This is a genomic window from Streptomyces hygroscopicus subsp. hygroscopicus (genome assembly GCF_030269125.1).
GTDB lineage: Bacteria > Actinomycetota > Actinomycetes > Streptomycetales > Streptomycetaceae > Streptomyces > Streptomyces hygroscopicus_C.
The window spans coordinates 45941-58664 of record NZ_BSSM01000019.1; the positions used below are offsets into that span (position 1 = coordinate 45941).

General features: G+C 74.1%; 13 protein-coding genes and 1 pseudogene. 6 read left to right on the forward strand and 8 right to left on the reverse strand.

Annotation, left to right across the window (positions count from 1 at the left end; translation table 11 throughout):
* The first annotated feature begins 23 nt into the window (after positions 1-23).
* From QSK45_RS32295 to QSK45_RS32305, 3 genes and pseudogenes are all read left to right on the forward strand, one after another.
* The gene (locus tag QSK45_RS32295; protein WP_285562451.1) at positions 24-626 is read left to right on the forward strand and encodes a hypothetical protein; all 603 of its coding nucleotides are present in this window, start codon (positions 24-26) and stop codon (positions 624-626) included.
* Positions 627-730: 104 nt separating this feature from the next.
* A pseudogene (locus QSK45_RS32300) lies at positions 731-1117 on the forward strand (3-keto-5-aminohexanoate cleavage protein); the annotation flags it as partial.
* Positions 1118-1174: 57 nt separating this feature from the next.
* A complete protein-coding gene (locus QSK45_RS32305) occupies positions 1175-1654 on the forward strand; it encodes a hypothetical protein (protein ID WP_285562452.1) in 480 nt (159 codons plus the stop codon).
* Between the two features lie 19 nt (positions 1655-1673).
* On the opposite strand, the gene soxR is transcribed toward QSK45_RS32305, so the two are convergent.
* Positions 1674-2132, reverse strand: a complete 459-nt coding sequence (soxR, locus tag QSK45_RS32310) for a redox-sensitive transcriptional activator SoxR (protein WP_285562453.1) — start codon at positions 2130-2132, stop codon at positions 1674-1676.
* A gap of 89 nt (positions 2133-2221) precedes the next feature.
* Here soxR and QSK45_RS32315 point away from each other — a divergent pair, with 89 nt between their 5' ends.
* Entirely contained in the window at positions 2222-2683 is a 462-nt protein-coding gene (locus QSK45_RS32315) for a MaoC family dehydratase (protein WP_285562454.1), read from the forward strand.
* 19 nt (positions 2684-2702) lie between these two features.
* On the opposite strand, the gene QSK45_RS32320 is transcribed toward QSK45_RS32315, so the two are convergent.
* The gene (locus QSK45_RS32320) at positions 2703-3326 is read right to left on the reverse strand and encodes a TetR/AcrR family transcriptional regulator (RefSeq protein WP_285562455.1); all 624 of its coding nucleotides are present in this window, start codon (positions 3324-3326) and stop codon (positions 2703-2705) included.
* 350 nt (positions 3327-3676) lie between these two features.
* On the reverse strand, positions 3677-4828 hold the full coding sequence (locus QSK45_RS32325) for an acyl-CoA dehydrogenase family protein (RefSeq protein WP_285562535.1): 1152 nt from the start codon (positions 4826-4828) through the stop codon (positions 3677-3679).
* Between the two features lie 67 nt (positions 4829-4895).
* On the opposite strand from QSK45_RS32325, the gene QSK45_RS32330 reads away from it, so the two are divergent.
* Entirely contained in the window at positions 4896-5537 is a 642-nt protein-coding gene (locus tag QSK45_RS32330) for a TetR/AcrR family transcriptional regulator (protein WP_125208946.1), read from the forward strand.
* Between the two features lie 57 nt (positions 5538-5594).
* Positions 5595-6311, forward strand: coding sequence for an ArsR/SmtB family transcription factor (locus QSK45_RS32335; RefSeq protein ID WP_285562456.1), 717 nt, complete (start codon positions 5595-5597; stop codon positions 6309-6311).
* A 90-nt stretch (positions 6312-6401) separates the two neighbouring features.
* Here the strand turns inward: QSK45_RS32335 and QSK45_RS32340 are convergent, their stop codons facing one another.
* The 5 genes from QSK45_RS32340 to QSK45_RS32360 form a co-directional block, all read right to left on the reverse strand.
* Entirely contained in the window at positions 6402-7484 is a 1083-nt protein-coding gene (locus QSK45_RS32340) for a Zn-dependent alcohol dehydrogenase (protein ID WP_285562457.1), read from the reverse strand.
* A 15-nt stretch (positions 7485-7499) separates the two neighbouring features.
* Positions 7500-8888: an aldehyde dehydrogenase family protein gene (locus QSK45_RS32345; protein ID WP_285562458.1), complete on the reverse strand. Its 1389-nt coding sequence runs from the start codon at positions 8886-8888 to the stop codon at positions 7500-7502.
* An 89-nt stretch (positions 8889-8977) separates the two neighbouring features.
* Complete coding sequence (locus QSK45_RS32350) at positions 8978-9658, reverse strand: class F sortase (RefSeq protein ID WP_285562459.1); 681 nt, start codon at positions 9656-9658, stop codon at positions 8978-8980.
* On the reverse strand, positions 9645-10319 hold the full coding sequence (locus QSK45_RS32355) for a hypothetical protein (RefSeq protein WP_285562460.1): 675 nt from the start codon (positions 10317-10319) through the stop codon (positions 9645-9647). The genes QSK45_RS32350 and QSK45_RS32355 overlap by 14 nt, the downstream gene beginning before the upstream one ends.
* 144 nt (positions 10320-10463) lie before the next feature.
* Positions 10464-12695 (reverse strand): molybdopterin oxidoreductase family protein, encoded by a 2232-nt coding sequence (locus QSK45_RS32360; RefSeq protein ID WP_285562461.1) that lies wholly within the window; start codon positions 12693-12695, stop codon positions 10464-10466.
* Between the last annotated feature and the right edge of the window lie 29 nt (positions 12696-12724).

Below are 12724 nucleotides of genomic sequence, written 5' to 3' on the forward strand. Positions count from 1 at the left end.
AGGTGTGACGGAGGTGCAGGGCGATGGCCGGTTTCCGGAGTCTGGCGAGACAGGTACGCGATCCGGGCTGCGATCTGGCGCTGCGGCGCTACTCGCTGCGCAAGTGCCTTGAGAAGTTCGCCCCTTATGGGCATCGGGCGACATGGGACCATCTGTGCGCACGGGCCGGGTTCGGCCCCGAGGACCGCTCTCCCGACCCGGCGCGGCTCGTGGCCGCACTGGAGGAGCTGGAGGAGGCCCGCTCCGTCTGGCTCCGCTACGAGAACGAGTTCACCGAGCGCCGTCGTCGCGAGAAGCACGACGGGCTGCGCCGGCCGGGCAGCGTGGACGACTGGCACCGGATGACCTGGGGCGGTTTCGGGGTCGCCTGGTGCGACGACCCGCGGGTGCACCCCTCCGCCCCGCTGGCCGAGGTGCTGCGCCGGCTGATCGCCGCGCTGGAGCGGGAGCCGGGCGCGTGCTGCCCGGTGTGCGGGGCGGACCGGCTGGTCTGGAAGTACGGCCTTGACCACGAGCCGTCCTCCGGACCGGTCTGCACCGACTGCGGGATACTCGTCCCGCGCCCGGTGCTCTCCCCGCAGGCGCTGGCGGGCGCCGGGCGGGGGCGGCTGCTGATGCCGGCCTGACCGAGCCGGCCGCAGCGGGGGGAAGCGCCAGGGGGCCGCGCCGGGGATGCCGCGCCCCCCCACGCGCCGCCGGCGTCACCGGCGACGCCTGGCACCATCGGGACATGGTGCGGGCATGTCTCAACGGAGGCCGTACGGCGGGGCACGGACCGGCCGTTCCCAGGTCACCGCGGGACCTGGGGCGTTCCACCGCGGAGACCGTCGCGGCCGGGACCAGGGAGATCCATGTCCACCCCAAGTGCCCGTGCGGCCGCGACAGTCTCTCGCCACGCGTCCTCGGACCGACCCTGGAAGCGCTCCGTGCCGAGGTCCCGGTCCCGATCGGCGTGACCACCGGCGCCTGGGCCGACCCCGCCGCCCGCCTCGCCCACGTCCGCTCCTGGTCCCTCCCGCCCGGCTTCGCCTCGGTCGACTGGCATGAACCGGGCGCGGCGGAACCGGCCGCCCCGCTGCGGGAACGCGGTGTCCGCGTGGAGGCGGGCATTCGGTCTTGACCTCCGGGACAGCGGCGGGGGTCGGAGTCGTCACCGATACGAAGGGGGACCTTCATGTCCACGCTGCGGGTGACCGCCGAGGTGCTGACCGTCCATGAGCACCCGAACGCCGACGCGCTGGGGTTGGCGCAGGTGGGGCTGTACCGGGCCGTGGTGGCCAGGGGCGCCTTCCGGAGCGGGGAGGTGGCGGTCCGCATCCCCGAACAGGCGGTGCTCCCGGACGAGTTGACCGAGGAGCTGGGGCTGACCGGGCGGCTCGCCGGGGCCGCGGCCAACCGGGTCGGGGCGGTACGGCTGCGGGGCGAGCTGTCGCAGGGCATCGTGTGCCGGCCGAAGGCGCTGGACGGCGTCGGAGAGGTGCTGTCCCTCGCGAGCGGCCGGGAGACCGTGTCCGGCCGCGGACTGCACCTGCGCGAGGGCGCGGTGATACGCCCGGCCACCGAGCGCTACAGCCCGGTGACCGGCGGCCGGGCGATCGCGAAGGCGGTGAGCCCGGCGTGTCTGACGCGCAAGGGCGGGACGGAGTACGAGTGACCGGGGCGGCACGACACGTCTACCGCCCCTCCGCCATCAGTCGCGACCCCGCCTGCCGCTCCCCGAACACGTCGTCCGGGTTGGACAGCACACACGTGTCCAGGGACAGGCACCCGCACCCGATGCAGTCGGTCAGGTGGTCGCGCAGACGGTTGAGCTGGGTGATCCGTTCGTCCAGCTCCGACCGCCACGCCTCCGACAACCGTGCCCAGTCCTCCCGCGTGGGCGTCCGCTCCTCCGGCAGCTCGGCCAGCGCGGAGCGGATCGTGGCGAGGGGGATGCCCACCCGCTGCGCCGCGCGGATGAACGCCACCCGGCGCAGCGTGTCACGGCTGAACCTGCGCTGGTTGCCGGCGGTGCGGCGACTGGAGATCAGCCCCTTGGCCTCGTAGAAGTGCAGCGCGGACACGGCGGCACCGCTGCGCGCGGACAGTTGGCCGACGGTCAGCTCATGGATCTTCTCGGGAATCTGCGGCACCCCTCAGAGCCTAGTCAATCCGTTGACATCGCCCTCGTACCGGACCATGCTAAGCAGTTGCTTAGCAATGCGATCGAGAGGCCGGGAACATGGCAGAACCGAGGATCTTCACCTCCCCCGCCGAGCTGAAGGCGGCCGAGGGCGAGCAGCTGGGGTACACCGACTGGCTGGAGGTCGACCAGAAGCGGATCGACCTGTTCGCCGAGGCCACCGGCGACCACCAGTGGATCCACGTGGACCCGGAGAAGGCCGCCTCGGGGCCCTTCGGGACCACCATCGCGCACGGCTACCTCACCCTCTCGCTGCTGCCGCTCTTCGGCCCGCAGCTGATGCGCGTCGAGGGCGTGAAGATGGGCGTCAACTACGGCACGAACAAGGTCCGTTTCCCCTCCCCCGTCCCCGTCGGCTCCCGGCTGCGCGCCACCGCGAGGATCACCGGGGTCGAGGACGTCACGGGCGGCGTCCAGGTCACCGTCGCCTTCACCGTGGAGCGCGAGGGCGGCGACAAGCCGGCGTGCGTGGCGGAGTCGGTGTCCCGCTACTACCTGTAGGCGGCGCGCGCGGCCGGGGCTACTTCGCCCCGACCATCCGCAGCACCAGCTCGGCGTACAGGTCGCCGACCGCCTCGGGCGTACGTGGCCCGTCGATGTTGAACCAGCGGGCCACGTCGATGCACAGCGACAGGACGGCGAGCGTCGTGCCCTGCACGTCGAGCACGTCGAACTCGCCCGCGGCCACGCCGTCCTCGATGATCCCGCGCACCTCGGCGTCGACCTGCCGGCGCAGCCCGAGGATCTCCGCGCGCGCCTCGGGGCCGAGGGCGTCCAGCTCGTACTGCACGACGCGCGCGGTGGTCCGCCGCCCGGCGTGCCAGCGGACGAAGGAGCTGACCGCGTCGGCGAGCCGCGCCTTCGCGGTGCCCTCGCGGCGGGCCGCCGTACGCAGGATGTCGAGCGCCTTGTCGTGGCCGATGCGGCTGATCCGGTGGAGCAGCTCTTCCTTGGTCTTGTAGTGGATGTAGAGCGCGGCGGGGCTCATCCCGGCGCGACCCGCGATGTCCCGGGTCGTCGTCGCGTGGTAGCCGCGCTCGGCGAAGGCCTCCACGGCGGCGACCAGCAGGCGCCGGGCCGCGTCAGGGGTGACCTCTTCCCACGGCTCCGCCTCGCCGCCGGTCGTCTCCTCCGCCGTACTCATCGCTCTCTAGCCCCTCTCGGTGACAGGAGCACCACCATACCGCCGACGGTGAGCGACCGCTTAGCGCAGCAGCCCGAAGGCCCTCCGGTAGGCCGGGGCCGCTCGGCGAACGGGTCGTGCTCCGCGAGGAGCCTGTCCGGACGGGCCGGATCGACCCGGCCGACGATCCGCCCGGCCCTCCCGGCGGTCGGGGGATCGCCCCGGCGACCGCGAGGGACGCGGCGGACCGGCCGCGGAAAGCGGCCGTGCCCCGCCGCCCGACCGGCGTGTCGCTCGCGGGAGGAGCATCGGCGGACGTGGCCCCCGCCCCGTCCGCCCGCCCAGGCGGTACTCGGGGACCCCGGAAGCGCTCAGAACGCCGAAACCCCGGTCAGCGCGCGTCCGATGACCAGCTTCTGGATCTGGCTGGTGCCCTCGTAGAGGGTCATCACCCGTGCGTCGCGCAGCAGTTTGCCGACCGGGTACTCGTCGATGTAGCCGTAACCGCCGAAGACCTGGAGCGCGTTGTTGGCGGCGCGGACGGCGGCCTCGGAGGCGAACAGCTTGGCCTTGGAGGACTCGACGGCGAACGGCTCGCCGCGGTCGATCAGATCGGCGACCCGCCAGGTGAGCAGCCGGGCCGCGTCCACGTCGACGGCGATGTCGCTGATCAGCTCCTGCACCAGCTGGTGCCCGGCGATCGGCTTGCCGAACTGCTCGCGTTCCCCCGCGTACGCGAGCGCCGCGTCCAGCGCGGCGCGGGCTATGCCGACGCAGCCCGCGGCGACCGACATCCGGCCCTTGGCGAGCGCGGACATGGCGACCGAGAAGCCCTTGCCCTCCTCGCCCAGCATCGCCGAGGCGGGCACCCGCACGTCCTGGAGGACGAGTTCGGCGGTGGCCTGGCCGCGCAGGCCGAGCTTGCCGTGGATCGGGCGACGGCTCAGGCCGGGCGTGTCCGTGGGCACGAGGAAGGCGCTCACGCCCCTGTGGCCGGGGGCGTCGGTGGAGCGGGCGAAGAGCAGGACGACATCCGCCCAGGTGCCGTTGGTGATGAACATCTTGGCACCGTTGACGACGTACTCGTCCCCGTCGCGCACCGCACGGGTGGTGAGGTTGCCCGCGTCGGAGCCGGTGCCGGGCTCGGTGAGGCCGAAGCAGCCCACGTACTCGCCCGCGGTCAGCCCCGGCAGCCAGCGCCGCTTCTGCTCCTCGTCGCCCCAGGCGGCGATCGTCTTGGCCACGAGGCCGAGGGAGACGGACACGATGCCGCGCACGGAGGAGTCACCGCGCCCGAGTTCCTCGGTGACCAGGCAGTACGAGAGGTGGTCACCGCCGGAGCCGCCGTACTCCTCCGGGATCGTCAGCCCCAGGAAGCCGACCTCGCCGAGTTTCTTCACGATGCCCCGGTCGACCTCCTCGGCCCGGTCCCAGGCGACCACGTGCGGGGCGATCTCGCGTGTCACGAAGTCCCGCGCGAGCCGCCGTACGGCGGCCTGCTCCTCGCTGAGCCCCAGGTTCACCACGAGATCACCTCATACATTTAAATTAGCACTGCTAGTTTACAGTCGCAGCCCTACTATGTGCGCCATGGCCCGACCGCGCAAGCCCCTGCTCAGCACCGACCGGATCGTCCGGACGGCCCGCGAACTCGTGGACCGGGAGGGCCTGGCGGCCGTCTCCACCCGCCGGCTCGCCGCGGAGCTGGGGGTGAGCGGGCCCTCGCTGTACAACCACTTCCGCACGAAGGACGAGATCCTGGAGGCGGTCGCGGACTCGGTGAGCGCGCTGGTGGACCTGTCGATGTTCGAGGACGGCCGCGCGTGGCGGACCGCGCTGCACGACTGGGCCGTCTCCTACCGGGCCGCCCTGCGCGCCCACCCCAACATCGTGCCCGTGCTGGCGCGGGGCCCCGGGCGGCGGCCGGCCGCGCTGCGGGTGGCGGACGCGGCGTACGGCGCGATGGTCGACGCCGGGTGGCCGCCGGCGCAGGCCACGTCCATCGGGGCGCTGATGCGGTACTTCATCATGGGCTCCGCGCTCGGCTCGTTCGCCGGGGGGTTCGTGGACGACGCGAGCGCGTACGACCCCGCCGACTACCCCCATCTGGGACAGGCCCACCTGCTCGCCGAACAGCAGGAGAAGATCGACGAGCGGGCGTTCGAGACGGGGCTCTCGGCGCTGCTGGACGGGCTGGCGCAGCAGTACGAGCGGGTACGGCAGGGCGCTTAGACCCCTGTTCCCACACTTCGGTACCGGCCGAAGCGTTCCCGGCGCATCCTGGGAGGCATGACCAGGACCAAGGACCCACGGGCCGCGGGGCTCGCCTCGCTCGCCGGGCTGATCGCGGACGAGACCCGGGCGGCGTGCCTGCTGGCCCTGCTGGACGGCCGCGCCTGGACGGCGGGCGAGCTGGCGCGGCGCGCCGGGGTGGCCGCGTCCACGGTGAGCGAGCATCTGGGCAGGCTGGTGGCGGGCGGGCTGCTCGCGGAGGAGCGGCAGGGGCGGCACCGGTATGTGCGGCTGGCCGACGCGCGGGCGGCGACGCTGGTGGAGGACCTCGCGGCGCACGTGCCTCCGGCGGCGGGGCGGCGAGCCGTGCGCACCCTGCGCGAAGCCGGCGTCGAGTCGGCCATGGCGCGGGGGCGCACCTGCTACGACCACCTCGCCGGGCGTCTCGGCATCGCCCTCACGGACGCGCTGATCTCGCGGGGGCTGCTGCGGCAGGACACGGGGTTCGCTCTGACGGACGCGGGCGTCGACTGGTTCGCGACGACGGGTATCCCCTTGGCCTCCGCCGGCCGCCGCCCGCTCGCCCGCGCGTGCCTCGACTGGACGGAACGCCGCCCGCACCTCGCCGGGGCGGCGGGGGCGGCGTTGTGCCGGCACGCGCTCGATGCGGGGTGGTGCGAGCGGATCGGGAGCGAGCGGGCCGTCCGGGTGACTCCGCCGGGGGAGCGGGCGTTGTCCGCGCTGCTGGGGATCTCTCCGGGTGCGCTCGGATGAGTCCCGGCCACGGGGGCGGGTGCGGCGGTGCGCCGCCGGGTACGGGCACGCCGCGGCTGATCGCGCGCTTCCCCGCGCCCCCTCGCCGCCTCAGAACACCACCAGCGCCCGGCCCCCCTTCCCCACCCTCATGTTCTCGAAGGCCCCCGGGATGTCCTGGAGCCCGATGCGTTCCGTGACCAGGGCCGAGAGGTCCAGCCGGCCGGTACGGACATGCCCGGCCAGCACGGGCAGGTCGCGGGCGGGATCGCTGTTGCCGTAGACGCAGCCGGAGAGCGTGCGGCCCCAGTGGAAGAGTTCCAGGGCGTTGAAGGTGACCTGCTGGTCCTTGCCGCCGATGCCCACGACCGTCGTACGGCCGCCCCGCCGCGTGGAATCCCAGGCCGCGCGGATGCTGACCGCGCGGCCCGCGCACTCGACGGCGACGTCCACGCCCTGCTTCCCGGTGAGCGCGCGGATCTCGCGGGGCGTGGTGGCGCAGGCGAGGAGGTAGTCGGTGGCGCCGGCCGCACGGGCCAGGGCCTCCTTCTCCGCGGAGACGTCGACGGCGATGATCCTGGACGCGCCCGCGATCCGCGCCGACTGGAGTGCCGCCAGCCCCACCCCGCCCGCGCCGAACACCGCGACCGTCTCCCCGTCCCGCACCCGGGCGCTGTGGTGGACGGCCCCGTAGCCGGTGAGCACGGCGCAGCCGAGCAGCGCGGCGTCCGCGATCGGCACGCCCGGCGGCAGCGGGAGGACACAGGACGCGGGGACGACGGTCTCCTCGGCGAACGCGGCGACGTTCAGACCGGGATGGAGCGGGGTGCCGTCCGCCGCGTGGGCGTAGACCGAGGCCGCGCCGTTGAGCGCGGCGGCGCACAGCCAGACCTCGCCGAGCGAACAGGCGTGGCAGCGCCCGCACGCGGGGGCCCAGTTGAGGACGACGGACGCGCCGGGCGAGACGTGGGTGACGTCCGGCCCCACGGCGACGACCGTCCCCGCGCCCTCATGACCGAGCACGGCGGGGACCGGCACGCTCATCGTGCCGTCGGACAGGGACAGATCGGAGTGGCACACCCCGGCCGCCGCGAGCCGGACCCGGACCTGTCCGGGGCCCGGGTCGGGCAGCTCGATGGCGGTTATCTCCAGGGGTGCGCCGACGGCGGGAAGGACAGCGGCTCGAACGGCCATGGCGGGCGGACTCCCTCAGAACTGGAAGGACTTGGTCTGGAGGTACTCGTCGAGGCCGTGGCTGCCGAGTTCCCGGCCGACCCCGGACTGCTTGTACCCGCCGAACGGGGCGAGGGGGTTGAAGCGGCCGCCGTTGATGTCGACCTGTCCGGTGTCCATCCGCCGGGCGAAGGCCACCGCCTCGTCCTCGTCACCGGCCCAGACCGCGCCGGCGAGCCCGTACACCGTGCCGTTGGCGATGCGCAGGGCGTCGTCCTCGTCGTCGTAGGCGAGGAGGCAGAGCACCGGCCCGAAGATCTCCTCCTGGGCGATGGTCATCTCCGGTGTCACGTCGGCGAAGACGGTGGGGCTGACGTAGAAGCCCTTCTCGCGCGGGGTGTCCGGGCCGCCCGCGACCAGCCGGGCGCCCTCGGCGACGCCCTTCTCGATGTAACCGAGCACCCGTTCCCGCTGCTTGGCGCTGACCAGCGGTCCGATGCGGTCGCCGTACTTCCCGGCGGCGGCCGCGGCCAGCGAGACGGCCTCCTCGTACCGGTCGCGGTGGACCAGCATCCGGGTCCAGGCGCTGCACGTCTGTCCGGAGTTGGACATCACGTTGGCCACGCCGACGTTGACCGCCTTGGCGAGGTCGGCGCTCGGCAGGATGACGTTGGCGGACTTGCCGCCGAGTTCGAGGGCGACCCGCTTCACGGCCCCGCCGGCCAGCGCGCCGATCCGGCGGCCGACGGCGGTGGAGCCGGTGAAGGAGACGAGGTCCACGTCCGGGTGCTCGGCGAGGGCCTGCCCCGCTACCGGACCGAGACCGGTGACGAGGTTGAACACGCCCGCGGGTACGCCCGCCTCGTGCACCGCCTCGGCGAACAGCCGGGCGGTGAGCGGGGTGTCCTCGGCGGGCTTGAGGACGACGGTGCAGCCCGCGGCGAGCGCCGGGGCGACCTTGGCGACGATCTGGTGCAGCGGGTAGTTCCAGGGGGTGATCGCGCCCACCACGCCGACGGGTTCGTGCAGGACGGTGGAGTTGCCGACCTTCTCCTCGAAGGGGCGGCTCGCGGCGAGTTCGGCGTAGGTGCCGGCGACCGCGATGGGCAGGCTCGCGTGCACGGCCTCCGAGAACGCGGGCGGTGAGCCGAGTTCGGCGGTGACCGTCTCGGCGATCTCGTCCTTGCGGGCCGCGAGGGCGTCCCGGAGGGCGGTGAGGCGGGCGGCGCGCTCGGCGGGCGGCGTGGCGGCCCAGCCGGGCAGGGCGGCGCGGGCAGCGCGGACGGCGGCGTCCACGTCCTCGGGGCCGCCGGCCGGGACCCGGGCGATGACCCGCTCGTCGGCCGGGTTCACGACCTCGATCACGTCGTCCGCGCTCGCGGGGCGCCAGGCGCCGTCGATGTACAGCCCGTCGTGTGCCTTCATGCTGCTTCCTCCCGGCTGATCTCCGCGTCGTCCGCCCCACAAACTAGCGGCGATAGTTTTGCGGCGCCAGACGCTCTCGCCGAGCGGCCTCACCTGGTCGCGGTGAGGTGGGCGAAGACCACGACGTTGCTGGAGTACCCGTTGCGCCTGTTGTACAGGCCCCCGCAGGTGAGCACGCGCAGCTCCGGACGGCGGGAGCGGCCGTACACCTCTTTGTCGGGGAAGCCGGACTTGTCGAAGACCTGGACCCGGTCCACGGTGTAGACGGCGGTACGGCCGTCCGCGCGCCGCGCCTCGATGGCCTTGCCGGGCTTGATCAGCGGGAGGGCGGCGAAGACCGCGGGCCCGGACGGGGTGTCCCGATGGCCGACGGCGATCGCGGTGCCCGCCTCCCCCGGGGTCGCGCCGCCCTCGTACCAGCCGGCCGTCTTCGGGCGGTCGAACGGCGGCGTCTCCAGCTGCCGGTCGCCGCCGAGCCGTACCGCGGTGACCGGGGCGTCGATGCCGAGCGAGGGAATGCGCAGGGAGGTGGGCCGGGACCGGGGCAGCGGGCGGGCCGAGCCGGTCCCCGCCCGGCCGCGCCCGTCGGCCGCACCCGGGTCCGCCCCGGCGGCGGTGACGGTGTCCGGGCCGTCCGTGCGGCCCGGTGCGCCGTCGTCCCCGCACCGGCTGACGAGCGTCACCAGGACGGCCGCGAGCACGGCCGTCCTGGTGAGGCGATAGGCGCGGGTCCGGTACCAGGGCCTGCGTCCGCGCCTACGCGGCGCCATGCGGCCGTCGGCGGCTGCGCCGGAGGTACGCGGCTCCGCCGACCGCGATCAGGCCCACCGCCGCGGCGGCGCCCACCGGGGAGTACGCGGCCGCGGTGTCGACCAGTCCGCCGCCGCCCGCGTGCACCCCGCCCTGCGGGCCGTCGTGGTCGCCGCCCTCGCCCCAGCTCGTGTCGTTGTGCTGCTGCGGGTCCTCGTGCTGCTGCGGGTCACCGATCTGACCGGGCGCGCCCTGGGCGCCGTTCTCCCGGCAGTTGACCCGGAAGACCTTCTCCTTGAGGGCGCCGGCCACCGTCCAGGTGATCCGGTACTGGCCGTCCGCGAGCCCCAGCGGGTCGGTGTGTCCGGCGCCCGCGGCGAGCTGGATGGTGCCGGTGACGGTGGCCGCGGTGGGCAGCGGAGGCTGCGGCGTGATGGTGTAGGCGATGACGGGCAGCACGTCGAAGTTGACGGCGTCGAGGTAGAACCGGCAGACCGTGGGGTCGTCCTTCGAGACGCCGAAGGGCGTGCCGACCCGGTGGACTCTGATGTCGCCGTTCTCCCCTTGGGCCATGGCAGTCGGTGCCGCCACCCACGAGGCGCCCGCCGCGGCGAGTGCGGTCAGGACGACGGTGGCGCCGGCGCGGGTGCCGGCGGTGCGTGGGAATGTCCGGGTGGGCATGCGCATTTCCTCCGAGTCAGACGATTTTCATACAAATCGATCTCGTCTGGACTCTGCCCAATGCACACGGACGCCGACGGCACCGACGCCCGGCGCGCCGTCAGATATCCCCCTGGCGGCGCAATGTGAGGGAACGTCCGTACGTCAGGGGGCCGCGGCCAACTCGACGGGGATGCCGTTGAGGACGGCGTTGCCCGACAGCGGGTCGAGCAGGGTGCCGTCGAGGAGTTGGTTGACGTTGACGCCCGGGGTGGTGGCCGCGTGCGCGAGCCGGGCGCCGGGGCGGTCGTGACCCCAGCCGTGCGGCAGGCTGACCACGCCGGGCCGCACGGCGTCGGTGATCTCGGCCGGTGCCACCAGCTCTCCACCGGCGCCCTTGACGCGCACCCGCGCGCCGTCCCGGATGCCGAGCCGGGCCGCGTCCTCGGGGTGCACGTGCAGGGTGCAGCGGTTGCTGCCGCCGGTGAGGACGGGGACGTTGTGCATCCAGCTGTTGTTGGAGCGCAGATGGCGGCGGCCGACGAGGACCGGTCCCGCGGGGCGCTCGTCGCGGGCCGCGCGCAGCCGGGGCAGGTCGGCGGCGATCGGTGCGGGCAGCAACTCCACTTTGCCGCTGCGGGTCTTGAGGGGCCCCGGGAGGCGCGGGCGCAGGGGGCCGAGGTCGATGCCGTGCGGGTGGGCGAGGAGCACGGCCAGGGTCAGCCCGTCCGGCCGGGCGCCGAAGCCGTCGCCGTAGGGGCCGAGGCGCAGCATCATGTCGAGCCGGCGCTCGGGTCCGGTCCCGCCGGTGAGCGAAGCGGCGAGTTCGCCCGGATCGCGGCCGTACACGGGCGAGCCGGGGTCCCGTACGGCCTTGCCGAGGGCCTGCTCGACGACCATCGCGTCCACGGCGCCGGGGTCGGCTCCGTGCATGCCGGTGGCCGCGAGGGTGAGCCGGGCGAGGATCTCGGTCTCGGCCATGCGGCCGGGCTCCAGCGGGATCGCGGGGCGGGTGTAGCGGACCTGGTTGCGCACGGCGAAGGCGTTGAACGCGAAGTCGTGGTGCGGGCTCTGCGAGGGCGGCGGCGGGGGCAGCACGACGTGGGCGTGGCGCGAGGTCTCGTTGAGGTACGGGTCGACGCTGACCAGGAAGTCGAGGGAGCCGAGCGCCTTGTCGAGGCGGTTGCCGTCGGGCGCGGACAGCACCGGGTTGGCGGCCACCACGATCAGCGCCCGGATCGGCTCGCCCTCCTCGGTCGCGGTGTCGATCTCCTCGGCGAGCGCCGCGAGCGGCAACTCGCCCTTCGCCTCGGGGTGCCGGCGTACCCGCGAGTGCCAGCGGCCCAGCGCGAAGCCGTGACCGGGGCCCGGCGGGCGGGGGGTCCTGGCGGTGGCGGCCAGCGGGAAGAGGACGCCGCCGGGCCGGTCCAGGTTGCCGGTGAGGATGTTCAGCACATCGACCAGCCAGCTCGCGAGGGTGCCGTGCGGGACGGTGCAACTGCCGATGCGGGCGTAGACGGCGGCGGTGCGGGCGGCGGCGAGTTCGCGGGCGAGGGCGCGGATCTCGTCCGCCTCGACGTCGCAGGCGGCGGTGACGGACTCGGGGGTGAAGTCGCCGAGCGCCGCCCGGAGTTCCTCGATGCCCTCGACATGGGGGGCGAGGCCGCCGAGGTCCACCAGGCCCTCGGTGAAGAGCACCTGCGCCATCGCGGCGAGCAGCAGCGCGTCGGTGCCGGGCCGGATCGCCACGTGCCGGTCGGCGAGGCGGGCGGTGCGGGTGCGGCGCGGGTCGACCACCGTCAGGTGTCCGCCGCGCGCCCTGAGTGCCTTGAGCCGGCCCGGGAAGTCGGGGGCGGTGCACAGACTGCCGTTGGACTCCAGGGGGTTGGCACCGATGAGGAGCAGGTGGTCGGTGCGGTCCAGGTCGGGTACGGCGATGGCGTGGGCATCGCCGAACAGCAGCCCGCTGGAGACGTGCTTGGGCATCTGGTCCACCGTGGAGGCGGTGAACAGGCTCCGGGTGCGCAGGGCGCCGAGCAGGACCGGCGGGTAGAGGGCGCCGGCCATGGTGTGCACGTTCGGGTTGCCGAGGACGACACCGAGCGCGTCGGGGCCGTACCGCTCCACCACGGGGCGCAGCCCGGCGGCGACCGCGTCGAACGCCTCCTCCCAGCCGGCCTCGCGCAGCCGGCCGTTCTCCCGCACGAGGGGGGTGCGCAGCCGGTCGGGGTCGCCGTCGACGGCCCCGAAGGCGGCGCCCTTGGGGCAGACGAAGCCCTTGCTGAAGACGTCCTCGCCATCGCCGCGGGCGCCGGTGACACGGCTGCCCTCGATGGTGAGGGTCAGTCCGCAGGTGGCCTCGCACAGCGGGCAGATGCGCAGGGCGGTGCGGGACACGGGTCCTCCCGGAGGGTCGGCGACGGCAC

Excerpts from the sequence above, each read along its gene's own strand:
- QSK45_RS32295 (WP_285562451.1), top strand. The coding sequence starts at position 24 with ATGGCCGGTTTCCGGAGTCTGGCGAGACAGGTACGCGATCCGGGCTGC.
- QSK45_RS32305 (WP_285562452.1), top strand. The coding sequence starts at position 1,175 with ATGTCCACGCTGCGGGTGACCGCCGAGGTGCTGACCGTCCATGAGCAC.
- QSK45_RS32315 (WP_285562454.1), top strand. The coding sequence starts at position 2,222 with ATGGCAGAACCGAGGATCTTCACCTCCCCCGCCGAGCTGAAGGCGGCC.
- QSK45_RS32320 (WP_285562455.1), bottom strand. The coding sequence starts at position 3,326 with ATGAGTACGGCGGAGGAGACGACCGGCGGCGAGGCGGAGCCGTGGGAA.
- QSK45_RS32330 (WP_125208946.1), top strand. The coding sequence starts at position 4,896 with ATGGCCCGACCGCGCAAGCCCCTGCTCAGCACCGACCGGATCGTCCGG.
- QSK45_RS32335 (WP_285562456.1), top strand. The coding sequence starts at position 5,595 with ATGACCAGGACCAAGGACCCACGGGCCGCGGGGCTCGCCTCGCTCGCC.
- QSK45_RS32340 (WP_285562457.1), bottom strand. The coding sequence starts at position 7,484 with ATGGCCGTTCGAGCCGCTGTCCTTCCCGCCGTCGGCGCACCCCTGGAG.
- QSK45_RS32345 (WP_285562458.1), bottom strand. The coding sequence starts at position 8,888 with ATGAAGGCACACGACGGGCTGTACATCGACGGCGCCTGGCGCCCCGCG.
- QSK45_RS32350 (WP_285562459.1), bottom strand. The coding sequence starts at position 9,658 with ATGGCGCCGCGTAGGCGCGGACGCAGGCCCTGGTACCGGACCCGCGCC.
- QSK45_RS32355 (WP_285562460.1), bottom strand. The coding sequence starts at position 10,319 with ATGCCCACCCGGACATTCCCACGCACCGCCGGCACCCGCGCCGGCGCC.